The organism is Enterococcus sp. AZ128, from assembly GCF_051714485.1.
Classification (GTDB): Bacteria; Bacillota; Bacilli; order Lactobacillales; family Enterococcaceae; genus Enterococcus_A.
The window spans coordinates 99,705-124,669 of the sequence record NZ_JBIORZ010000003.1; the positions used below are offsets into that span (position 1 = coordinate 99,705).

Annotated in this window: 19 protein-coding genes and 1 pseudogene; 8 read left to right on the forward strand and 12 right to left on the reverse strand. The window is 40.2% G+C overall.

What is annotated here, in order from left to right:
- Positions 1-94: 94 nt before the first annotated feature.
- Together IGI38_RS19300 and pepV are read right to left on the reverse strand one after the other, a co-directional pair.
- On the reverse strand, positions 95-1,012 hold the full coding sequence (locus IGI38_RS19300; RefSeq protein ID WP_438733498.1) for a nucleoside hydrolase: 918 nt from the start codon (positions 1,010-1,012) through the stop codon (positions 95-97).
- A gap of 274 nt (positions 1,013-1,286) precedes the next feature.
- Positions 1,287-2,699 carry a dipeptidase PepV gene (gene pepV, locus IGI38_RS19305; RefSeq protein ID WP_438733499.1) on the reverse strand — a complete coding sequence of 471 codons (1,413 nt, stop codon included), beginning with the start codon at positions 2,697-2,699 and terminating at the stop codon, positions 1,287-1,289.
- A 428-nt stretch (positions 2,700-3,127) separates the two neighbouring features.
- Here pepV and IGI38_RS19310 point away from each other — a divergent pair, with 428 nt between their 5' ends.
- The 5 genes and pseudogenes from IGI38_RS19310 to IGI38_RS19330 form a co-directional block, all read left to right on the forward strand.
- A complete protein-coding gene (locus IGI38_RS19310) occupies positions 3,128-3,967 on the forward strand; it encodes an NAD(P)H-hydrate dehydratase (RefSeq protein ID WP_438733500.1) in 840 nt (279 codons plus the stop codon).
- A 2-nt stretch (positions 3,968-3,969) separates the two neighbouring features.
- On the forward strand, positions 3,970-4,404 hold the full coding sequence (locus IGI38_RS19315) for an acyl-CoA thioesterase (RefSeq protein WP_438733501.1): 435 nt from the start codon (positions 3,970-3,972) through the stop codon (positions 4,402-4,404).
- A gap of 185 nt (positions 4,405-4,589) precedes the next feature.
- Positions 4,590-5,114 carry a C39 family peptidase gene (locus tag IGI38_RS19320; protein ID WP_438733502.1) on the forward strand — a complete coding sequence of 175 codons (525 nt, stop codon included), beginning with the start codon at positions 4,590-4,592 and terminating at the stop codon, positions 5,112-5,114.
- A gap of 229 nt (positions 5,115-5,343) precedes the next feature.
- The gene (locus IGI38_RS19325) at positions 5,344-5,754 is read left to right on the forward strand and encodes an HTH domain-containing protein (protein WP_438733503.1); all 411 of its coding nucleotides are present in this window, start codon (positions 5,344-5,346) and stop codon (positions 5,752-5,754) included.
- Positions 5,755-5,764: 10 nt separating this feature from the next.
- Positions 5,765-6,703, forward strand: a pseudogene (locus tag IGI38_RS19330) (IS3 family transposase); the annotation flags it as partial.
- A 311-nt stretch (positions 6,704-7,014) separates the two neighbouring features.
- Here the strand turns inward: IGI38_RS19330 and celB are convergent.
- The 9 genes from celB to IGI38_RS19375 all read right to left on the reverse strand — a co-directional run bounded on the left by celB (position 7,015) and on the right by IGI38_RS19375 (position 17,251).
- Positions 7,015-8,388: a PTS cellobiose transporter subunit IIC gene (celB, locus tag IGI38_RS19335; RefSeq protein WP_438733504.1), complete on the reverse strand. Its 1,374-nt coding sequence runs from the start codon at positions 8,386-8,388 to the stop codon at positions 7,015-7,017.
- A 16-nt stretch (positions 8,389-8,404) separates the two neighbouring features.
- Positions 8,405-8,911: a hypothetical protein gene (locus IGI38_RS19340; RefSeq protein ID WP_438733505.1), complete on the reverse strand. Its 507-nt coding sequence runs from the start codon at positions 8,909-8,911 to the stop codon at positions 8,405-8,407.
- A gap of 43 nt (positions 8,912-8,954) precedes the next feature.
- The gene (locus tag IGI38_RS19345; protein WP_438733506.1) at positions 8,955-9,269 is read right to left on the reverse strand and encodes a PTS cellobiose transporter subunit IIA; all 315 of its coding nucleotides are present in this window, start codon (positions 9,267-9,269) and stop codon (positions 8,955-8,957) included.
- Between the two features lie 12 nt (positions 9,270-9,281).
- Complete coding sequence (locus IGI38_RS19350) at positions 9,282-11,300, reverse strand: BglG family transcription antiterminator (protein WP_438733507.1); 2,019 nt, start codon at positions 11,298-11,300, stop codon at positions 9,282-9,284.
- A gap of 12 nt (positions 11,301-11,312) precedes the next feature.
- Positions 11,313-11,630 carry a PTS cellobiose transporter subunit IIB gene (locus IGI38_RS19355; protein WP_438733508.1) on the reverse strand — a complete coding sequence of 106 codons (318 nt, stop codon included), beginning with the start codon at positions 11,628-11,630 and terminating at the stop codon, positions 11,313-11,315.
- A gap of 129 nt (positions 11,631-11,759) precedes the next feature.
- Complete coding sequence (locus IGI38_RS19360) at positions 11,760-13,193, reverse strand: 6-phospho-beta-glucosidase (protein WP_438733509.1); 1,434 nt, start codon at positions 13,191-13,193, stop codon at positions 11,760-11,762.
- A gap of 239 nt (positions 13,194-13,432) precedes the next feature.
- Positions 13,433-14,782 carry an APC family permease gene (locus tag IGI38_RS19365; protein WP_438733510.1) on the reverse strand — a complete coding sequence of 450 codons (1,350 nt, stop codon included), beginning with the start codon at positions 14,780-14,782 and terminating at the stop codon, positions 13,433-13,435.
- A gap of 244 nt (positions 14,783-15,026) precedes the next feature.
- The gene (locus tag IGI38_RS19370; protein WP_438733511.1) at positions 15,027-16,028 is read right to left on the reverse strand and encodes an NAD-dependent epimerase/dehydratase family protein; all 1,002 of its coding nucleotides are present in this window, start codon (positions 16,026-16,028) and stop codon (positions 15,027-15,029) included.
- Between the two features lie 29 nt (positions 16,029-16,057).
- Positions 16,058-17,251: a glycine C-acetyltransferase gene (locus tag IGI38_RS19375; protein WP_438733512.1), complete on the reverse strand. Its 1,194-nt coding sequence runs from the start codon at positions 17,249-17,251 to the stop codon at positions 16,058-16,060.
- Positions 17,252-18,069: 818 nt separating this feature from the next.
- Between IGI38_RS19375 and IGI38_RS19380 the strand changes: the two genes are divergently transcribed.
- On the forward strand, positions 18,070-19,125 hold the full coding sequence (locus tag IGI38_RS19380; RefSeq protein WP_438733513.1) for a hypothetical protein: 1,056 nt from the start codon (positions 18,070-18,072) through the stop codon (positions 19,123-19,125).
- A gap of 185 nt (positions 19,126-19,310) precedes the next feature.
- On the opposite strand, the gene IGI38_RS19385 is transcribed toward IGI38_RS19380, so the two are convergent.
- On the reverse strand, positions 19,311-22,802 hold the full coding sequence (locus IGI38_RS19385) for a MucBP domain-containing protein (RefSeq protein WP_438733514.1): 3,492 nt from the start codon (positions 22,800-22,802) through the stop codon (positions 19,311-19,313).
- A 396-nt stretch (positions 22,803-23,198) separates the two neighbouring features.
- On the opposite strand from IGI38_RS19385, the gene IGI38_RS19390 reads away from it, so the two are divergent.
- Both IGI38_RS19390 and IGI38_RS19395 read left to right on the forward strand, forming a co-directional pair.
- On the forward strand, positions 23,199-23,615 hold the full coding sequence (locus IGI38_RS19390) for an HTH domain-containing protein (RefSeq protein WP_438725573.1): 417 nt from the start codon (positions 23,199-23,201) through the stop codon (positions 23,613-23,615).
- Positions 23,616-23,617: 2 nt separating this feature from the next.
- Positions 23,618-24,565 carry an IS3 family transposase gene (locus IGI38_RS19395; RefSeq protein ID WP_438725572.1) on the forward strand — a complete coding sequence of 316 codons (948 nt, stop codon included), beginning with the start codon at positions 23,618-23,620 and terminating at the stop codon, positions 24,563-24,565.
- Positions 24,566-24,965: the final 400 nt, after the last annotated feature.

A 24,965-nucleotide genomic window follows, 5' to 3' on the forward strand; every position in this document is an offset into this window, starting at 1 on the left:
TGCTGGTGTTTTTGCTATTTCTGTTAGTCATGTAGATTTTTTAGACGATGATCTAGAGCAGATGTACAACTGCTCTAGATCATCTTTCTAATGACTAAATGGTTCTTTCCAACGACTCAATAAACCATTCTTCAAACTGCTGCGCATTTACACTAACAGCCACCTCTGCATTTGCTGGTAAATTCAAATAATTTTTAAGATCGATCAACGACGCGCCATACGTCAAAGAGGCGGCCGTTTCGATCTCAACTCTCGTCGAAACAATCTCAAATAGCTCCGGTTTTAGGATCAACGCGATTGCTAGCGCATCATACATATTTAAACCAGCCTCGAGACTCCCGCTGCGATATTTCGTAAATAGGTGATAAACCATCTCGCCGATTTTCCCAAAGCTTTTTAGCTTGTTCGTGATTTCCGGCATAATCTTCGCTTGATCTCCGACCTCTAAGGGTGCAACTTGAATGGGGATACCGCTATTGAAAACGATCTTCGCCGCTTCAGGATCGGCAGCAAAATTGAATTCAGACAGCACGCCATAATTTCCTCTTCCTAAACTGCCGCCCATTAAAACGATCCGATCGATTCTAGTTAAATCTTGGGGATACAGATGGATAAATAATGCAATATCCGTCAGCGGGCCGATCCCAACCAAGGTAGTCTTCTCTTCTTGATTCACCACCTCATGCATCGCCTCAACCGCTGTCTGGGAACCATCTGCAACAATGGCGGCGGCAGGAAACTCGTACCCGTCCATTCCTGACTCTCCGTGAATATCACTTGCATCAATCGCATCGCGTAAAAGCGGTCGGGCACTTCCTAAAACAACTCTTGGGGTCTTTTTGTAAAGAGTTAACAATTTTTCTGTATTGGCCTTCGTATTTTTTAAACTAACATTACCAAAAATAGGACAGATCAGTTTTACCTCCAGCTCTTCGCTAAAAAGAGCTAGCGCAATCGCTACTGCGTCATCGATTCCCGGGTCCGTACTCAAAATGACTGGTCTTCTTTTCATGGGATACTCCTTCTCATAAAACATTCTCAAAAAAGCATACAACAAGATCAGACTTTTCGCCAATCGCAATTCGTAGACAGCCATCTCAGTTTGAAGGAAGGACATTTTCACAAAACCGGGAAAAATGGGCTTATCTTCGTACGCCTATCACCACGCTACCCTGTTCGTTGTATTTACGAAAACCATAATTACAGGTTACTCTTTGCAAATTGCGGAAAGCGGAACTGACAAAAACCCCACAATTTTAGAATTGTGGGGTTTATCTACTACTTGATTATTTTACCAAACGATAAATCGCATCTGCATAGATTACGGCAGAGTTTAAAATGTCTTCAACAGACATGTATTCGTTGGCTTGGTGCATCGTATCTTCGAAGCCTGGGAATTGTGCGCCGTAAGCAACACCGCGTTCTAGTAAACGGCCAAATGTTCCGCCGCCGATTACTTTTTCTTCCCCTTTGATGCCTGTGTGTTCTTCAAAGGTATCTAGCAACGTAGCTACCAATGGATCATCTGCTGGGACATAATGAGGAAGCATATGGTGTCCGCCTTGTGTTACTTTAGCGCTTGAACCAAATAGTTCTTCCAATTTTGCTTTGATCTCTTCAGCCGTAGTCCCTTTAGGATAACGGAAATTCAATGTGATATGGTTGTCATTGTCTTGACCATCTTTGAAGCTGAAAATCCCAGCGTTCATGGTCAATTCACCCATTTTTTCATTGTTGAAATCAACGCCTAATTTTTTACCATAAACATCTTCATGGATGTATTTTGCACTGTTTTCGATGAAGGCCTTCGCACCTTTGTCGAAGTCATAGTTGTTTAAGAAGACCGCTAAGAAAGTACCAGCATTTGTTCCTAATTGGGGACTAGCGCCATGAGCTGCTTTTCCGTCTAAGTGTAAAGTAACGGTTGTACCAGCAACATCCGCTTTCCCGCTAACTGGATTGTTTTCGACATAGTCGGCAAAGTCTTTCGCTAATTTTTCAGCAGCGTCCGCATCTGCAACTTTTACTTCAGCGACTGCATTGCCGGGAACCATGTTTTCACGCAGTCCAGCTTCGAAACTAACCAATACATAAGAAGTTCCGTTAGTACCGTCAAAATGAGGGATCATTGTTACATTCCCTTTTTCACCGTTGATGATTGGGAAGTAAGCATCTGGTGAGAAACCAAAGTCAGGTTTTTCTTCGTGTTCGAAGTAGTAGTCCATGTCTCCCCAGCCGCTTTCTTCGTCAGTACCGAAGACGAAACGGATTTTTTTAGAAACAGGCAAACCTAATTCTTTAATGATTTTTACTGCATAGTAAGCCGCAACTGATGGGCCTTTGTCATCGCTTGAACCGCGGGCATACAATTTGCCGTCGCGAATTTCTGGTTCATAAGGATCTGAATCCCAACCGTCGCCAGCAGGTACCACATCTAAGTGACCGAAGATCCCTAAGGTTTCATCGCCATCACCGTAATCAAAATGGCCGGCATAGTTGTCGACATTTTTTGTTTTGAAGCCATCACGTTCTGCGATCTCAAGCATTTTCTCTAATGCTTCGACCGGTCCAGGTCCGAATGGTGCTTCTTTGGTTGCTTTGTCGTCTTCACGTTCACTTTTAATACGTAATAAAGTGAATAGATCCGCTAATAGATCGTCTTTGCGTGCTTCGACTTCTTTTTTAAAATCGATTGTCATTGAAAGATTCCTCCTTATTCGTTTTAAAGAAAAATTAGTTCCATTCGAATGCCGTATATCATTCAACTAAAGCAGGCACACGGTTGATTCGATCAGTTTTTGAAACTGCTCTCTCTTCTTAGTAAACTGCGAAAAGTTGAACCAACTCTAATAAAGATATGAAAATTTGAGACAAATTTCCTTATTGTCGTTGGCATACGATTCCACTACCGCATTAGAAATACGAAGTGGAACTCGCAACTGACATCCTTTAATTTAAACCACTATAATGATAGCATTCTATTCAATAGAATAAAAATGAAAACTCTTTAAGAATTGCTGAGACAGACTCTTCTTTTTCCCTTATAATGATACCCATAGTGATTTTTATCCTTTATATTTCCATTAAAAATGATCGATAGATAGATTTAATGAAAGCAGGTGACAAGATGGTCCAGCTTAATAAAGAAATACTACATAAAGTGATCACGAAACGAGCGGAGATCTCCCATAAAGGAACCTTTGGGCACGTTGTTTTAATCGGCGGCAACCGACAATATGGCGGCGCAATCATCATGAGTGCTGAAGCCTGCGTCAAAAGCGGGGCCGGTCTTACTACCGTCATCACTGCAGAAAAAAATCATAGTGCGCTCCACGCCCGCTTGCCTGAGGCCATGGCTGTCGATTTTAGCGAAACCAAAACGATCTATCAGGTATTAGATAAAGCGGATGTGGTCCTGATTGGCCCGGGACTTGGCTTAGCAAAAGAGATGGCGATGCTGTTAAAAGGCGTCTTGAACAATCAACATGCGGAACAATTGCTGGTGATTGACGGATCAGCTATTACACTGTTTCGCGACCATAATTTATCACTGAAATTTCCGCATCAAACAGTCTTCACTCCCCATCAAGCGGAGTGGGCTCATTTGAGCGGATTGGAATTTGTCGACCAGACCGATGAAAATAATCGGGCAAACCAAGCGCTCTTGGGCGCTAAAGTCGTTTTGAAAAGTCACCGCACTACGATCTATGATGAAGCGATTGCCTATTATCAGAATCCCTTAGGCAATCCCGGTATGGCCACTGGCGGAATGGGCGACACCTTAGCTGGCGTGATCACCGGATTTTTAGCTCAGTTTGAAAAAAATACGGACACCATCGGAGCTGCGGTCTATCTTCACAGTCTGATCGGCGATGACTTAGCAACAGAGAATTATGTCGTCTTACCCACTTCTATTAGTGAGGCACTGCCCCGCTATATGAAAAAATATGCAACTGAAAGGAAATAACCATGGAAAAATATCCCGGCTATCTGCGCAAGCCTTTTTATTATGAAACAGACAAGATGGGGATCATCCATCATTCGAATTACATTCGCTGGTTTGAAGAAGCCCGAGTTGACGCACTGACTTTTATGAATTGTCCCTTTGAAAAGATCGAGGCCGACGGTATCATGATCCCTGTCTTGGGTGTCAGCTGCGAGTACAAGGAAATGGTGCGCTTCGGCGATGAGGTCGTGATCCTGCCGATCGTCACCAAATACACCGGCACGCGCTTAGATTTCGAATACCGTGTCTATAATGGAGAGAAACTGGTCACCACCGGGACAAGCCAGCACTGCTTCATGTCCTATGAGACCAACCGATTAGTGCAGCTGCGAAAAACACATCCTGCCCTGCACGAATTGTTTTTAGAATACTACGAGACAACCAAAGAAGAAGGATAAACGGAGAGCAACTACTAATGAAACAGCATTTACTCAATTATAGAAAATATTTACTGCTTCCGGCTGTTTTTATAGCAATAGGAACAGTGATTTTTCTCCTCCCGACTCCTGCAACGGAACCCTTTATTAAAGATGACTACCATTATTCGCTGATCTATTCCAAGGAGCTTGAGGACATCGCCGTGATGAAGCAGAAGACGGCGTATACCTGCGGCGTGGCATCCATAGCCATCCTTGATAACTACTTAGGGGGAAAAACGACCGAAGTCACATTAAGCCAACGCCTCAAATTACTGGATCGCAGGCAAGGAATGCTGCCGACTACCTATCTTTCGTACGCCAACAAGGCGCTGAAACCGTTGGGCTATTCCATCTCATTGGAAAACCCGACATCGCAAACAGAAATAATAAACAGCATCTCTTCTTCATTAGAAAAGCATTTACCCGTAACGATCTTTTATGCGACAGAAGATGATTTGGATAAATCGCATCAGAACACGCATTATGCAGTGATCTACGGAATCAATATGGAAAAAGGCCAGATAAGCCTCTCCAATCCCTATGGCTATAAGGAACAGATAACATTTAATGAATTATTTCGTTCATTAGAGTTTACAAACTACCAAGAGCAGCCCTTTACCTTTCGACTAGGCAGAAAAATGGGGGCGCTCCACACAAATAATCTGTTTATTTTAAAAAAAGAATTCTAAATAAAAGAGGTTGTGACAGAAGAGGTCAGCTTAGTGAAACTTAGCAGTAACTGTATGCATAGCTTGCGAAGAAGAAGCTACTTCTGACACACCGTTTGTTCGGAAAAAGGACCTGTGACAAGATTTAAAATGGACCCTAGATAATAGACACCGATAAAAAAACCGTCGGTGAAACTATTATCTAGGGTATTTTTGTCGTACAATCAACTCAAGCAAGCAGGTGATAAAGATGAGCATAAACCATTTTTCGAAGGATCAGATGAAGGAATTTCAATACAATCCATATGTAGATAAAGTCTCGAGCAAAGCTGTGACTTATTCGGAGGAATTCAAAAACCTTTTTTTGGTGGAATACTCGAAAGGAAAATTACCAACCCAAATTTTTATTGAGGCTGGGTTTGATCCATCTGTCCTTGGCAGGGATCGTATTGCCAATTTTTCGAAGCGAATCCGCAAGATGGGGAATCGTCCAGAGGGGGTAACGGATCTTCGAGGTCAAAACTCTGGTCGTCCTCGTGAAAAAGACCGAACAAAAAACGAAGAAATTGCCTATCTCCGCCATCAAGTTGCTTTACAAAAGCAACAGATAGAAGCGTTAAAAAAACGAATTCTATCAATCGCAAGGCGGCCAAAACTATAGCCAAGAGAAATTCCAACTAATTCAAACATTGATTTCACGTGACAATAATCTATTGAATATCTCGTGGGTATGCGAAATTGCACAAGTTTCAAGATCGGGTTACTACGCATGGTTGAGTCGACATGACAAGCGCGAGGAGCGAGAACTCAAAGATCGAGCTGAGTTTGAATGGATTCTTAAAGCATATAATAAGAGGGGCTATAAAAAGGGCTCCCGAGGAATCCATATGACATTGCTTCAGATGGGAATTCTGATGAACCGTAAGAAAGTTCAGCGGTTAATGCGAAAATTTAATTTGGTTTGCCCTATCCGCAAAGCGAATCCATATCTTAGAATGACTCAAGCGAAAAAGGAATCAGTCACGAAACCAAACATCGTGGATCGCAAATTCAAAGAGCTTGGACCACAGAGAATCTTATTAACTGACATCACCTACTTATTTTACGGTCGAGGCAAGAAAGCTTATTTATCAACGATAAAGGATGCTTATACAAATCAAATTCTTTCTTACGTATTGAGTGATTCTTTAGAGGTCGATTTTGTGTTGGAAACAATCCAACAGTTGTTTGAGAAGCATTCGATTCCCAAGAACAAAAATACCCTCATCCATTCAGATCAGGGTACCCACTACACGAGCATAAAATTTCAAACATTAATTGAAAATCATCAATTACGCCAGTCCATGTCTCGACGTGGGAACTGCTGGGATAACGCACCTCAAGAATCCTTCTTTGGACATATGAAGGACGAATTACCCATCCTAGGTGCCATTAATTCGTTTAGCGAGCTTTCCTCAGTCATCGATGACTATATGGACTACTATAACAATGAGCGCTACCAATGGGGACTAGTAAAGTTGTCACCTAATCAATATGCGGATTTTATCAAAACGGGAGAATATCCCCTGAAAAATCTGGTGAAGACGCCCAGTCTTTCTCAACTGGTTTGAGAGAATCGCCATAAGCTTGTTCAAAACGTTCGCGGTATCTCTCATCGAGCAACTCAAACTGTCCTGGTTTGAAAAGATCATCACTATCTGCATCCGGGTCGCACATCAGTTGGACATAGAATCCATCGAAATCATTCATACTATAATTGGATTAAGCAAACCTGCACTCTTAGTATTTGAGTGCGGGTTTGCTTAATCGCTCCTCCTATGACCTCATCATAGAAAGATTTTCAACACTTTTATACGGTTTTTTATTGATTGTCCTTGACTTGGGGTCCGCTTTAATTTTTGTCATAGGTCCTTTTATTTTCTTATGCTGAAATACTTTCTCCGGCAGTTTCTTCCGTTACACTTGATTCTTCATCAACCAATTTCTTGTCATAAGCACGCGCAAATGGCAAGTAGATGGCGAAGGCTGAAGCCGCACAGATAACTGCGACTACCGCTGCTTTCCAGTCGCCGCCGGTACTGATGAAGGCTCCGACGCCAACAGGTGAAGGCCAAGGCATATTGGCGATTACCGGACGAATCAATTCTAATTGGATCGCGAAGTAAGCGATCGTCGCTGAAACCATTGGTGCTAAGAAGAATGGGATCGCCATAAATGGATTGTAGATCAATGGAATACCGAAGATCAACGGCTCATTGATATTGAATAAACAAGGAACGATTGCCGCTTTTCCTAACACTTTCAATTGTTCTGATTTAGCCATGTAAACTAAGAAGAAACACAAGCCTAATGTTGCACCAGATCCGCCGATCGTTACGAAGGCGTTTTGGAATTCACCTGCTAACGGGATATGCGCGCCATCAGCGTTCAACGCCAAGTTGCCTAAAGTAATCGGTGCGATCAATGAAGAAATAATATTGGCTCCGTGAATCCCTACGATCCATAACGCGTGGATCAAGAAATAGATCACCATGACACCTAACCAGCTGCTGGTCATGTTCGTTACGAACCCGAACGGAATAGCAATCAATTGGAAAATATCTGTGTTAAATAAGACCAGTACACCAGTGATAATCAGAATAACGAAAGCAACAATAAATGCTGGAATCAAGGCTGTAAAGGCTCTCGATACACCTTCTGGAACCTGCTCGGGCATTCTGATGACCCAATTTTTTGAAACACACAAACGATAAAGCTGAACGGCGATAACCGCCATAATGATCCCAGTAAAGATACCGACTGTTCCCAAACGAGAAACCCCGTCGCCGCCGATTGCCCAACCGTTGATAATATTTTCTTTCGCGTCGGTCAAACGAACCACTGTGCCATTATCCATCACTAATTGAGGGATAGAAAGGAAGAAGGCAAACATCGCTAGCAATGCTCCGGTGATCGGCGCCATGTTTAAATCATCTTCTTCAGCGATGATTTTTGTATATTCATACCCTAAACCAACACAAAAGTATAATGCCAAAATCCCCATCGTCGTACTGTTGGCTAACATGTAAAGGTCGCTGAATTTGAAAAACGTCGCATTAAAGATGTCTTCTAAAAACGGGAAGGTCATTGGCAAAATATTGAACACTAAGAACATTGAACCAACGATCGTAAATGGAATCGCACCCATACCAGCGCCCATGATTGCACGCACAACTTTTAATGACGCGATTTTCCCCATAGGGCCCATCAGGTTTTTCTCTAAGAAAGCAAAGACTTTATTATTTGATCCGTCCATGTTTAATCACCCTTTATTAATTATTTAGTTTACTGAATTCTGTAATGTATGATGCATGTTTGTCTTTTTGACTATAAATGCTCTTAATTCTCTTCAATATAACTCCTGACAACAGACTGCCGACTAGTAAGATGCAGCTGACAAAGCCTTTGCTGGTCACAGTATTTGTGAAAAATGGAAAAGCTTGTTCAAATCCTAGATTGGTCAAAACAGACACCAACAAAATAACATTCGTTATCAATTGGGTTATCTGATACAATCGATGCCATTTTAACTGGTTGCGAACATCATCTGATGGATAACCGTATAGACGTAAATGTTCTGCGATAGCTGGAACTGAAAGGACAATTAATCCCAGCGGCAGCAAGGCCCAGATACTTTTACTCATGGCTAAAGAAAGCAGCCAGTATAAATTAGTAAAGAAAAAGCCGGCTAATAAATATCTAAGCAGCAGAAAACGATTGTACCTAAAATTCTTCAGTGCCGTTTCTTTTTTTAATTGACTAACAGTTTCCTTATCCATCCTCTGTTCTCCTTTAATTTCTATTTATTGACGCTGTCTCTTCCTACGATACTTTTCGATATAAGGACAGCATCTCGATGGCAACTTCACGAAGTGTCATGCTCGTCATTAGATGATCTTGCGCATGTACCATAATAATCTCCATCTCGATCTTTTCTCCACTAGCATATTGCTGTAAGAGTTCGGTTTGTGCTTTGTGTGCTTTGACTAGTGAATCATTTGCTTCTTCCAAATGTACCTCAGCTTCTTCATAGTTTCCTTCACGCATACTTTTGAAGCCTTCATGTACAAGAGTTCGGGCATCCCCACTACTCAAAATAATTTCGAATGCAGCTTCTTGTAATTTTTCAGAGTCCATTGTTTTCTCCTTCTATGTTGTTTTTTGAAATTGCTCAATAAACGCATGGATAAAGTTATCAAAAGTATCGCTGAAAGCTAGCGCCTTCCTGAAGTGATCATCTTCCATGATTTCGACCAACATTTGACTAACCTTTTCTATCTCAAACTTCCCAAATTTATCCGGTGACAGCAAGAATACTAGCTGAATCGTTTGACACTCCTCACTCCAAGTAATCCCTTCTGGTACTACAGCTACCGCAACATGTCCTTCTTTGGTCAGTGCTTCGATGGGATGAGGAACCGCCATAAATTCAGAGAATACCACTGAACTATAGGATTCTCTTAATTTCAGCTGGTTTAAAAAACTTTCCTGCAAGTCGTTTTTTTCGACTGCTTCGATCTTACTGATTAGTGCCTTTAAAACCTGCTCTTTGGTTAAGCGCCCTTCAGCAAAATAAAACAGCTCTGGTTTGAAACTTCGTTTAATTAATTCAATTTTTTCTTCGACCATTTCTGTTTGATTGTTTTCTTTGTATCCTTTGAAATGGCCACCCTTGTTGCTGGATATTTCATGATTGATTTTTTGGATGTCTTCTTTCCCTAAGAAGACACTGACATTAACGATCGGTGCATTTAAGACGATATTCCCTAAATTGATCGAAGAGATGATTAAGTCAATTTGACTTAGGTCCTGTTCGACTATTTCATAATAGCTGATGACTTTATCGATCAAAATTCTAGAACCAAATTCTCGTTCCAAACGATTTTTAATCATTTGCGAACTGCCTAAGCCCGTCGCGCAAATAACAAGCACATGGGTTTTCTGTTCATTAAAATAGCGTTCCACTGCTGCTGTGATATGGATCGCGAGATATGCCCATTCCCCATCCGTCACCTGATACGGTCTAAATACCGCCATTTTTGAAAAGTAATTGACGGTCAGCTCAAACAAATCGGGATATTGCGTCTTGATTTCCTCCAGTAATGGGTTCTCGATACTGGAGTTATTTTGCAGTCTCGTTAACAATGGGATGAAGTGAATCATCAGTCCATCTATTAAAATCGTGTCGTGTTCCAAATTAAATGGTGTGTCCTGATCAATGGCTTTTAGCGTTTCTAACAGCTGCGTGCGGATCTCTTCCTCAGTCGCATCGGCTTTTTGAAAAATTGTTCTAGCCGTGATCTTGTTCTTCAAATGCAGCGCGATAAAATCGGCTTCTTCTGAAGAAAAGGTGATCCCCATCGCCTGTTCGATTCTCGCTAATATTTTTAACGCCGTTTGGTATTCAATCGACGCTTCATCAAACGACATAGGTGCCTGAATATCCATCAGAAACCCATTTTGGATTCGCTTGATCGCCAGACCAATATGGAGTACTAAATTATAAACGATGAAATCTGAAAGCTTTAATTGTGATTCCCGGCACTCATCTAAAACAATAATGACAATTTCTTCAACACTGATTCCTTCCAATAAATTCGCATACATTGAAAAGGCGAATAAGTTGTCATGCAACCGTTCCATAAAGAAATAATTCATAATGAAGTGGCGAATATTCTGTTCGTTTCCTACTATGAAGATTCCTTTGTTGCTTTTACTTTGAAGCTCTACTTGATAAGGCATGATCAGTTTTTTTATTTCAACTAGATCGTTTGAGATGGTTGAGCGAGAAACAAATAATTCATCCGCAATCGAATCCACATAGACGGCACTCTGTTCAAAAAACAAGCGGTTTAAAATATAGTACTGTCGATCATTTGACTCTTGAATCGTCGTGATATCCTTTGAAGTCGTATGGTCTCTTACTTCAGTGAGATAAAACTCGCCAAATTTCTTCGCGTCCTCAATTTTCAACTGGTACCCATTTCCTTGTTTCGCTTCGATGGTTGCGACGGCTTGATCTTTCAAAGCATCCTCCAGCAAATGCAGATATTTTCTGGCTGTCCGATTAGAAACATCAATCCCCGAAGCAATTTCTTGGCTCGTCAAATAAGTATGCTTATGATCAAAAAGCAGCTTTAGGATTTGCGTCTCTCGTTTGCTCAACATAGCTATCAATCCTTACTCAATATTTTCGAGAATCACTTTAGACAATTTATCAATTCCCATCGGAATCGGAACATACGCTTGCGGCGGAATGTTGACGATTGGTTTGCTGTATTTCTTCGCGCTTTTTTCTAAACTGTCGAAATACATTTTTGTTTGCGGACTAACCAAGTACAAATCGTATTCATCTTTTGCGATCGTGCTGGCTCCTTGTGATTGAGAAGTAGCATCTACTTGAATCTCTTCACCTTTTCCTTGTAGATTTTCTGTTGTTTTTTTGGCAATGACGGATGAAGACATCCCTCCGGCACAAATGATCAAAGCTTTTTTCATCGTTTTTTCCTCCTATTTCGTTTTAATAAATTCATTTTTGATAGACTGCGAATAACGGAAAGAACTTTCTAGTACGGTTCTTTCTATACAATTCGTTTAATGGATGCCACGATCGCAGCGGATTCTTTTTTAAGCTAAATCGTCACCATTTGACGCAATGACTTGTTTGAACCAATCAAAGGAATCTTTTTTACTGCGTGCTAACGTACCATGGCCTTCGTTGTCTCGATCAACGTAAATGAAGCCGTAGCGTTTTTTCATCTCACCGGTTCCAGCGGAAATCAAATCGATACATCCCCAAGGGGTATAGCCCATTAGGTCGACACCGTCTTCTACAACCGCTTTCTTCATTTCTTTGATATGGTCGCGGAAATAGTCAATGCGATACGTATCGTGAACACTGCCGTCCGCTTCTTTTTCATCGATCGCGCCAAACCCATTTTCGACGATAAACAATGGCAGTCGGTAATGATCCGTAAACCAGTTCAGCGAATAGCGTAAGCCTTCCGGATCAATCTGCCAGCCCCAGTCTGAGATTCCGATATACTCGTTTCTGACAAAATCCTCCTGCTCATGATAATCGAAGTAAACATTGTCTTCTTTATGTGTGATGGCAAATGACATGTAATAACTGAAGCCGATATAATCAACTGTTCCTTTTTCTAATTCGGCTAAATCCTCGGGTGTTATATCTAAATCATAACCTTTTCTGGCGAAGTATGTCATCATATAAGCTGGATAAGTACCATGGACATGAACATCTGTGAAATAATACCGTTTTTCCATCGCTTTTTGAGCCATCAAAACATCTGCCGGTTTGCAAGTCGCTGGATAAATTGGACACATGGCGATCATACAGCCGATCTCAAAATCTGGATTGATCGCTTTACCGATTTGGACTGCTTTAGCACTAGCTACTAGCTCATAATGAGCCGCTTGATACATGATCTGCTCACGATCATCCCCTTCTCTATAGGCGATCCCTGAATTCGTAAATGGGAAAAACGGATCCTTGTAATTCGCTTGGTTGTTGATTTCATTAAAGGTCATCCAATAGCGGACCTTATCCTTATAACGTTTGAAACAAACTTCCGCGAATTTCACAAAGAAATCAATCAGCTTGCGATTCGCGAAGCCACCATACTCGGTCACTAAATGATAGGGCAACTCAAAATGCGAAAGGGTCACAACAGGTTCGATACCATACTTTAAACATTCATCAAATAGATCATCGTAAAATTTCAAGCCTGCTTCATTTGGCGTGTCCTCATCACCCTTTGGAAATATTCTGGTCCAAGCAATCGATGTACGGAAACATTTGAAGCCCATCTCAGCAAAAAGCGCGATGTCTTCCTTGTACCGATGATAAAAATCGATGCCCTCGTGATTCGGATAATATTCTCCGTCAAGCACACCTTCAGTAATTCTTCGTGAGACCCCTGGCCCGCCGACAGTCATGACATCTGCAACACTGGTTCCTTTGCCGTCCGCCTGCCAAGCACCTTCCAGCTGATGAGCCGCTACTGCACCTCCCCACAAAAAATCTTTTGGAAATCCTGCCATAAATCAACCATCCTTTCTTTTTCTATCCTTATCATAAGAGATAGCGTTTACATTTAGAACACAGACAATTGCCACAACGTTGTGGCAATTTCTTGGCTGCAGTATTTTCTATAGAAGAAAAACAACAAAAAGACGCCCAAAGCAGAAACTTGTTTCTGCTTTGGACGCCGATTTATATAGAAGAGAGCTGTGACAAACGGTGAGTCAGAAGTAGCTTCTGTCACAACCTTCTTTAATAATTATTTGTATTTTTTCTTCAAGTAGATGTAGAAAGGAATACCTAATGCTGTGATCGCGATACCGATCATCGCTAATTGGAATTGGTTGATCAATGTCATCACTAGGATGAACACTCCGCCAATGATCGCAACGATTGGGATGATTGGGTAAAGCGGTACTTTGTAAGGACGAACCAAGTCTGGTTCTGTTTTTCTTAATTTGATAACCGCGATAAATACTAGTGTATAGAAGATCCAGATAACGAAAACCAGCATATCTGTCAGCATATCGAATCCGCCGACCATCATCATACCGATGGCAATCACTAATTCTAAAATACCAGCGATGTAAGGGACATGGTTTTTGTTTAATTTCACTAATTTGTCTGAGAATGGTAATTGTTTTTCAAGTCCCATTGTGTAAGGAAGACGCATACCAGTCATCGTGTAGCCGTTGATCGTTCCGTATACAGAGATCAAGATACCGATCGTTACTAGCTTACCGCCCATACCGCCGAAGATTTTTCCAGCAACATCCATCGCAGCGTTTTCGTTGCCTGCTAATTGAGACATATCAATCGTACGTAGGAATGCAAATTGAACCAATAAATAAACGACCATGATTCCTAAGATCCCGCCAGCGATGGCACGAGGCAAGTCGCGTGCTGGTTTTTTCAATTCGCCGGCGATATTTCCGACGTGAATCCAACCATCATAAGCGAACATCGTTGCTAATAGACCAGCACCTAATGCTGAAGCAAAACCGCCAACTTGCGGACCTGCTTGTACTGGGAACAAGCTGACTGACACATCGCCTTGACGCATTAGACCGAAGATAACGATCAATGCTAAAGGCACTAATTTACAGACTAACGTAATTGATTGGAACATTCCGCCGGCTTTCGAGCCTAGGAAGTTAATCAACATAATTGAAGCTGCAGCGACGATCGCGATTGGAATGATCGTTGCATCGCTCATACCGAATAAGTTCTTGAACTGAGTGGCAAAAATAATTGCTAAAGCGGCTACGTTCGCTGGGAAGTAGATAACTACTTGTGCCCAACCAAGTAAGAAACTCCAAAACTCTCCATACGCGCGTTCAATGTAACGCAACATCCCGCCAGTTTCTGGAATTGCAGCGGCTAATTCCGCACCTGTTAATCCCGCACAGACACTAATCAATCCGCCTAAGAACCAAGACAACATGTGTAAGCTAGTTGAACCTGTTACTGCTGCAACACTAGCTGCTTTAAAGAATACCCCTGCCCCGATTACCGTACCCATTACTGTCGAAAGAGCTGGGAAGAATGTCATCGTTCGTTTAAGTTCACCTTGTTGTGAACCAACGATTTCTTGTTGGTCGACTGCCATAATTTTTCCTCCTAAATTGTAAATAATTGTTTGTTCACTTATTAACATGATTTCTAAAACAAATAGACGAAGTTATTACATAAACGAAATAAAACAAACAATTGCGATATACCAAGTATTTAACAACTTTCCTTATTTGTTCGGACATTATTTTAACACGAGGCAAGAAAAAGGGAAACGTTATTTAAAACATTTCCTTTTTTCTTATTTCCTCCTCATGCGTTACTAAGAATTTTTTGCCATTTTATGAATTTACTTTATCAAAAGACACCTTTGTTTCGACGCCTTCAGCCTTAAATTTTGCTGATAATTTTTCTAACATTTCGTCAGTCATTTTATCTAAGTCAAAGCTTGGATTGAAGTCCCACTCTTTACGAGCATCGCTGTCGTCGATTGAATTTGGCCAAGAATTTGCGATTCCTTGACGAGCTGGATCGACATCATAGCTCAATTTAAAATCAGGGATACGACGGCGAATTGATGCTGCGATTTGTTCTGGTTCAAAAGCCATTGCTGTGATATTGAATGAATTGCGGTGTTCCAAACGGCTTGCGTCCGCATTCATTAACTTCACGATTCCTTCGATTGCATCGTCCATGTACATCATGTCCATGTAAGTTCCTTTGTCGATGAACGAGGTATAAGATTTGTTTTTTAATGCTTCATAATAAATATCTACCGCGTAATCTGTTGTTCCGCCGCCAGGTTCTACTTTATATGAGATCAAACCTGGGAAACGTACGGAGCGTGTATCCACACCATATTTTGTATGGTAATAGTTTTCTAATAATTCACCAGCAACTTTTGTTACACCATACATGGTAGTTGGGTGCATCACAGTATCTTGCGGTGTGTTATCTGGTTCTGCGTCTGGTCCATATGCCGCAATAGATGATGGTGCGAAGAATTTCGTTTCAGGTCCGATTTCACGAGCCACTTCCAGCGCGTTCATCAAGCCTGTCATATTTAGATTCCAAGCAAATGCTGGACGTTTTTCAGCTGTAGCAGAAAGTAATGCCGCTAAGTGGATAATCGTATCGACTTCATAGCGTTTCGCCATATCTAAAAAGCTGTCGTAATCCGTTACATCTAACTCTTCAAATTGTCCATTTTCAACAACTGGACTGCCTTCAATCGTACGAATATCTGTTGAGATAACATTTTTAACACCTAGGTCTTTACGTAATCTTTCTGTTAATTCAGAACCGATTTGTCCTAATGAGCCTGTGATTAATACTTTTTTCATATCTTCTCGTCCTCTCTCTATTGCGTTTCTTATTTGATGATTCCTAATTCTTTACCGACTTTTTCGTAAACCTTGATTGCATCATCTAACATTTCTTTTGTATGACCAGCATTCGGCATGTTACGTACACGGCCTGTTCCTAATGGTACTGTTGGGAATACGATTGGTTTTACGTAAACGCCGTTTTCCAATAATTTCTTAGAAAATTCTTGCGCTAATCTTTCATCGCCGACAATAACTGGTGTGATCGGTGTTTCAGCATGACCAATGTCATAACCGATGCGTTTTAATTCGTCTTTAAAGTAATTGGCATTTTCCCAAAGTGTTTCAACATATTCAGGATGATTTTCAATCAAATCAATCGCTTCGATACAAGCGCCAGCAGCACCAGGTGTTAATGATGTTGAGAATAAGAATGGACGCGCTTGTGATTTCAGCCAAGTGATCAATTGTTTCGTTCCTGCGACATAACCGCCGACAACACCGATACCTTTTGATAATGTACCCATTTGGAAATCAATGTGATCTTGCATTCCGAAATGTTTGACTGTTCCGCGGCCTTTACCCATTACGCCAGTTCCGTGAGCGTCATCTACATAAGTGATAACATTGTATTTTTCACAAATTTCTACGATTTCAGGAATCTTAGCAACGTCGCCGTCCATTGAGAATACGCCATCCGTAATATACATTACTTTATTGTATTCGCCGCTTTCAGTCGCTGCTTTCGCTTTAGCATCTAAATCTGCCATATCTTGGTGATTGACGCGGATGATTTTCGCACCAGATAAACGACAGCCGTCAATGATTGACGCGTGGTTCAATTCATCTGATAAAATCGCATCGCCTTTTTTCATAACTGCTGAAATGGCACCCATGTTACAGTTGAAACCAGATTGGAAAGCAATTGCTGCTTCCGTTCCTTTGAAATCAGCGATTTTTTCTTCTAATTTTTTGTGAATGTCTAAAGTTCCGTTGATTGTCCGAACCGCTCCTGCACCGGCACCATAATGTTTCGTTGCTTCTACATCAGCTTCAATCAATTCTGGGCGAGTAGCAAATCCTAGATAGTTGTTAGATGCAAGGTTGATCATTTTCTTTCCATTTACTGTAATGATTGGACCGTTGCTTCCTTCTAACACGTCGATTGTATTGAACAATCCTTTCTCTTTTAAATCTGCCAAGTTCGTTTCAAGAAATTGGTCAAGAACCTTTGAACTCATAACTATTCCCTCCATAATGAATATTGCGCTGTTAAAGATGTTATTTTTTCATTTCAAAAAATGAAACAACAACTTTGTTTGTTTGCGCTTTCTTACTTCACACCCTTAGTTTAGCTACACTTGATAACGTTTACAACTTATACCCTCGACTATTCCTTGAATTATAATAGAAGTTAGAATCTTTCTAATTTATTTTATTTATTAAACAAAAATTTAGTTTTTGGATCGAGTTTCGAATTAGGATTCATTCATTAAATTGCTCAAAATATAACGTGTGGTTTTTCACAATAATCAGATTAATATTTGTTTAACGGATTATTTATCTAAAAAAAGACTTATATAACAATGCATGTATTTATTTCACGATACGCTATTTCACTCACAATCAACTTTTCTTTTTTCAATTAACAACACAATTTGACTGTTTCTTAAGCTGATTCTTTTTTCTAATCATTTCCAAATAAAAGACGATGCCATTTTCATATAAAACCGCAATTTCCTTTTTTTTGCCTGATTTAGGCTAAAAAAACAATGAAATTGCCAAAAAAGGCGTATCTTCGTTTGTACGGAAAAAGTTAGATTGAATTAAGTGATCTTCTTTTGTTCAAAACAGCTCGTCAGAAAAACGGATTGAAAGAGACGTTATTTTGACGTGCTTAGGGATTGTATCTTAAGTAATAGGCCGAAAAACACGCGAAGTTGGAAAAAACTTTCATTTTTTGTCAAAAAATGAATTCGTATTTTTCGCTGCTACACGATATGATATTTTTGAACAATCCGGAAAACGCATACAAAATAAATGCCAAGGAGCGAATTTTATGAAAAAAACCGAGCAAACGAAACCTTTAACACCTCGTCAACTGCTAGCGATGAAACGGGACACCTTAGAGGCTAAAATCATTTCTTATTATAAAAATACCCAGAATGCCGCGGAGGTTATTCAGTATGCCGTTGCAATCCTAGTAAAAAATGCTTTGGTCTTAGGGGATTATTCCTTCTTTTTACACGAACTGATTTGTGAACTATTCCTAACTGCTGAACCAAACGATGTGCTGCGCCGCAATCTGCCATTTTTCGAAGGCTATTTTAACGGCAAAGATTTCGATAAAGTCGTGAAGCGATTATTTAACCATAAGAAGGAATATACTCTATTGGCCGATAAAACTCGTTTATCTACCAATCTTTTGAATACACCCGGGGCTGGTGTCTGTAAAAATCCAGGGCTCGCTCTTCGCTTGGTTTCTATTTTTGAGGATAGCCATGGTAAAAAACGGGTCTTGACGCTTCGTGATGCTGATGAGAGAAGAACAAGAGCAGAGGCCTCGACCCTATTGGCAATTCTAACTACCTTGAATATTTTTGAAAGTGAAGGTGTGAGACGCTTCGCTAAATTTGTCACAGTCGATCGTCCAGGTTCGAAGGATACCTATGAAGAAGATGATTCAATGGCTGAATTACCGGAAGCTCCAGTCCAATCAACTGATATACTGACAACTGATGCAGAACCAATTGAAATAATCGTGCCGTCAGGGATTGATTTGACTCATTTAAGCGAAGCCGAACTACTCGCCTTAGTCCAAGTCACTCATCCTGAGATTACAAGCCTAGACAATGTCCGAGTCGTATTTGCCGAGAATGATTCCGCTGAATCTGTTTCTTCAGCATCATCGTCGCTTGTCGATGATCCGGTCCAGGAAAACGTCCAAAGCCCTGATACTGCGGCCACTAGTGTAAGACAACCGCCGATCACGAATGACACTCCGCCTGCTGCTGAACAGAAAAAGAAAAATCCCCCGCTAACGCATAAACTGGCCTATCGCTTGAACTTGATTAGCAATTGGCACAAAAAGAATACCGGGAAATCAACAGAATAAAAAAATTTCTTCTATATAAGGTGTTTATTTGGTATACCCTCAAACGCACTCGCCTTAAAAATAAAAATTCGACTGCTTATCTCCTGTAAACCACAGGAAACAAACAGCCGAATAGCCAGTGTTTCTATTGAACATTTATGTTGCAGGTGCAGCACCGAAACCACTGACCTTTTTATTGCTTGATTTTAAGCTTTTCTCTTTCTAAATACACCAACACACGCCATAGCAATCAGCAGTATGCCAAATGCTGTAAGAATCGTTGAATTGTTCTTACGCTCACCGGTCCGCGGTAATACTTTGCTTCCGGCTGTACTTGTTCCACCCGCATTCGGAAGTGTCTTGGTCGAATGATACGTTGTGACTCCAGCAGCTGCGCTGTTTGTATTTTCTCCGCCATTGCCGGTGTTGTCACTTTCAGTGTTCCCCGCAGATTTATTATCTTTAAGGTAGACATACGTGATCGTCTGTTCTTTTTCTTGATAAGTTCCTTTGGCATTTTTTGGTGTTTCCTTCAATGCCCAACCATCAATAGCTTTAGCTTCCGTTTCGTATTTATCCCCGATAACGCCTATTTTTTGTTCTGCTGGGGCTAACTCATTCCCTTTTTCATCAACGTAAAGAATGCGGATCGCTGCTTTGTTGCTATAAACATAGGTAATAATTTTCGGTTCCGCTGCATAGGTTCCTGTCGGACTGCCTAGAACTTCCTTGAATTTATACCCTTTAAACTCTTTTTTGACACTCTCATAGTTTGAGCCTACATCGCCGCTCATCAGAACTGGATTGGCTAACACTTCACCAGAATCACTGATATGATTAACGATGACTTTACCAGTTAATTTACGATAGATGACGGTAATTTCCTGATCATTTTCTGCGTAAACTCCTGATGTGAATCCTTTGATCTCTTTAAATACATAGTTTTCAATCGTTTTATTCAGCAGCTCTAACGGGATCGGTGTGCCGATTGGTTGTTTATCAGTAACACTATCAGCTATTGGTTTACCGTCTTCGTCTTGATAATTGATTTTTAGGTTACCTATTTTCTCAGGTTCCGTATTTTTCGTATAGATATAGCTTACTTTAGTAATGCCATCTACAAACTGACCTTCTTCGGCACCTTGTACCTCTTTAAACGTATATCCTTCAATCGCCTTTTTCTCGGTTTTATACTCTTTACCGACTTCATCAATTTTTACTTCACTATTTAATAGTGGATGGCCGTTCTCATCTTGATATTCTACGATCAGAACACCTTTTTCAGTTCCAGTACCTGTGCCCTTCTTCGCATATATCAATGTTACTTCTTGATCCTGCGCCGCAAATTTCCCGCTTACATTCCCCTCGATGCCTTTTAAAACATAGCCATCAAATGGTTTCACTTCAGCTGCATAAATGTCGTCAATATCGCCCGTCAATTCAACATCCGGGTTTAATGGGTTTTGTTCTTCATCTTGATAATGAACCGTCACTTTGCCTTGCTCAGCAGGTATCTTAGTGTACACATAGACAACCTTTGTAATTCCGGATACATATTTTCCAGTTGGATTACCAACTACTTCTTTGAAAATATACCCGTCAATAGTTTTTTGAGTTGTCGTATAGTCGCTGCCTATTTCTCCTGTTGCAACTTCATCGCCTGCTAACGGTTTGCCCGCCTCATCTTGATATTGAGCAAGAATGATTCCCTGTTCTTTGACTGCCTTTGTATAGATCAATGTGATTTCTTTGGCTTCTTCGCTAAAGAAACCAGTAATTGAATCGCCTTCTTTGACACCTGAAAAGACGTAGTCATCAATTTGTTTGATGTCTGCATGATACCCTTCACCCAATGCGCCAGTTAATGTTTCATCTGGACTGATTTGTACCAGCTGTTTGTTTTCATCATATGTCATGTAATGAACAATCACCGGTTCTGATTTTTTCCAGACAGCATATAATGTCTCATTGCCTTTTGGTATCGTAATTGTTTGACCCGCAGCCAAATTGGCATCCGGATCTTTCGCGTCTTTATCTTTTGACCAGCCAGCAAATTGATAGCCGTCACGCGTTGCTTTTAAATCCGTACCAGCTGGAATCGTTTGATCCAAATCTTTGTACCCGACTTGATAATACGTTTCCGGCTGTGTGCCTTCATAATAGATTGTACCTTCATATTTTGCCAGTGCTGTACCTAAATCAAAAATACCGCCGTTGCTGTCATATTTGATCCAATCAATTTCCACTGAACCAATATCCGCTTTAGTGGTTCGCGGCAAGCCTCGTTGGTCTTCGTTCACATCGCGTAGATTCTCAACTTGATCATCCGCCAATTTCTCTGGCGCGATTGGGACCGTTGGTAATATGATCGCATCACTTGACGTTCCTGCTGTGATCTTGTTGTAATTATCGACTAAGCCAACAGGTGCGGTACCGAAAACATTTTCCATAGTCACAGAAGTTACTGTACCGTTATCATAGCCTAGATTGGATTCAATATTTCCGGCTCCAGTCACATTAGAATCGGCAATATTATTCTTGCTGGCAGTCCGAGCCTTGTTTCCAGCAAATAGATTATTGGCATAACGACCTGCTGAATAATTCGTAATATAGCCTGAACTACCGATTGCACCGCCATCATATGCTGCGACATTCTCAACAAAGCTGTTGTTAATATAATCAACCACCGCTCTTCTGCCTTCGCTAATGCCTCCATTCGCATAAATCTGAATTGCCCCACCATTATTTGCAGAAAGATCCTGTCCTAGCGCTTTATTTTGATAGAAGGTATTATTTTTAAATGTTGCCGCGCTTGAGATATTGGCATTGGTTTGAATTAGAATCGCTCCGCCATCATCCCCAGCAATATTTCCAACAAACGAATTTCCATCAAATTGAATGTCCGTTCCATCAACCGTATTGAAAAAGGCAATCGCTCCACCATCTGCTAGTTTCGCTTTTCCACCGCCTGAAACATCTTCTACAGATTTATTTCCTTCAAAATAATTGTTCTTGAAAGTAAATTTCGCGGAAGCACTTGGCTGGAAGAAATAAAGCGCGCCGCCTTCACCACCGACGTTTCCTGTACCTGCTTGGCGCGTTTCATTCCCAATAAATTTAGAGTTGTAGGCTTTAAAAGTAGCCGAGTACCCCTTGCTGGCAATTGCGCCGCCTGAATATCCTGAGGCATTATTCACGTTGTTTGAGAATGTACTGTTCTTCAAGGTTGTATTCCCACTAGTATAAAAGGCACCGCCATCGTCGTAGCCGCGGAAATTATTTACAAGTGTATTCTCCAGAATGAATTCGCCTTTATACCCAGAAACTGTTAGTGCCCGCGCATTATTGCCCAAACCTTCTAAATTGAAGTTCTTCATTGTCAAGGTTGAACTGGTCGTTCCGGTTCCCCCGCCATATGTAAATAATTGTTTGCCTGTTGAAGACTGAAGCGTTATTCCTCCGCCATCGACTTCAACTTGATACGGCGACTCTGCCAAAGCGATCGTTGCTCCGATATCCGTTGGGAACGTTCCTCCCAGAGTTATTTTTCTATTTTCAGGCGCATTCTTTACTGCATCTTGAAGCTCAGATACGGTATCAACGGTTATCTCATCAGCTGACGCTGTTTGCCCAGCCGCTCCCAGAAAGAAAACACTCAGAACAAAACCAAATAAAATAATCCATTTATTCCTTTTCATTTCTTCTCATCCTCTCTTATCTTTTAATATCATTCTTTAAATATATTTCGATTGTTTATACGATTCTTTTTATTAAAGAAAAATCCTATATTCTCTATTCATCTGTACTGCTATCCCTGGTTCTTTGCCTGCAAAAGTCCCATTCAGGCCTGTTTACTATACTTAACAATCTGGATTCGCAAACGCCAGTATTTTTCATTTAGCGTAAGGACTTTGTCATCTTGATCTCTTAAAAACAGTGAGTAACCTAAAATATACCCTATAAAGTAGACAGATTAAGAAGAAGGGATCCCTAAAAGTAGACACTTAGAAAAAGGGATATCCCTCTAAAGTGGACATAAAAATATCTTCGGGAAGATGTTAATATATAACAAAGCATCTAGTAGGAGAGACGAAATGAAAGAATATACTAAGAAACAAATGAAGGAACTAGAGTCTAACAAATACACTTTAAAAGTCACTCCTAAAAAAATGTACTTTACCGCAAAATTTAAAGAAGACTTTTGGATTAGTTATCAAGCTGGAAATACACCGAAAAAAATTATTGGCGATCTTGGATACGACGTAACAATGTTTCCTCAAAAACGAATCGATAGTCTTGTTCAAAGAATAAAAAATCAAGCAATGTCAGGAGAAGGTTTTAAAGAAGGAGAAAATCGCAGTAAAAGAGCAAGTATTAAAAAAATTCAATTACAAGAAGAGCTTTCGCCGCAATCATTAAAGCAAATACAACATGAACTTTTATATTTGCGTCAAGAAGTTGAATTTCTAAAAAAAATTACAAAAATAAACAATTCAAAACGAATCGACTAAACATGAGCGAATCCAGTTGTAAGTTTAAGATTATCCATGAGATGCTGACTCAAGAGGACAATGTATTGTCAGCCGTCATGCTTTGTGAGATTGCAGGAGTTTCACGCTCTGGTTATTATCGCTGGGTGAAAAATGCGCCTAAGCGCGAAGAAAAAGAGGATAGAGATAAAGTTGATTTTGAAAAAATTTTAAATGCATATAATTGTCGAGGCTACGCCAAAGGTGCACGTAGTATACATATGAAGTTGTTACATCAAACACCGCCAATAGTGATGAATGTTAAAAAAATAAGACACTTAATGAAAAAATATGGATTAATTTGCCCTATACGTAAGGCAAATCCATATCGAAGAATATCTAAGGCGTTAAAAACAAACAATGTAGCAGAGAATCTGTTAAACCGGGATTTCACAACGCATGGTGTAAGAGCTGTACTTCTAACAGATATCACATATATTCCATACAATGAGGGATTCTGTTATTTATCAACGATATTGGATGCTTATACCAAGCAAATATTGGCATATGTTCTCAGTAAATCGTTGGAAGTAGATTTTGTTTTAGACACAATGAATCAAATGATGAATGATCACGGTGAAACTTTAACAACGAAAACATTAATTCACAGTGATCAAGGGTTTCACTATACGAGCTACAGCTTCATTCAACTAGTAAAAGACAAAAAACTAAGACAATCAATGTCGCGTCGAGGAAATTGTTGGGATAATGCTCCTCAAGAGAGTTTCTATGGTCATATGAAAGATGAAATAAATATTAGTCAATGCATAGGGTTTGATGAAGTAAAAATAATCATAGATAATTGGATGACCTATTACAATAATGAACGCTATCAATGGCAGTTAGCTAAGCTATCCCCTAATGAGTACTATCAATATATAACAACGGGAGAGTATCCAATAAAAGGAGTCACACCACCTAAAAATAGTTGAACATCTGTAGCAACAACTACCTGAAAAGTTATCTTCCTTTTTCTTAAAGTGTCCTTGACACGGGGGACGTTTCAACCAAGCCTTTTTTACTTTTCGAATAAAAACAATAGTTATTTTATTGATCATCCTCTCCACTTCTTCATTTAGTCTCCCAACAAAAATTAATTCATATAAAACACTTGTGAATTAATTTCAAATTAAACTCCGTTACAAAAGACTAATTTTAACTTAATAAAACCCAATTCATTAAATTTTTAAATTATTTTTTGGTTTATTTATAATCATTGTAATTTATAACAGAGATAACTTCAACTGTTTTTTAACAGAGAAATAATTGATAGAAACCAAAAAAACATACCTTAAAACAATTTTCTTTTCGATATACATAATAATAAGATGA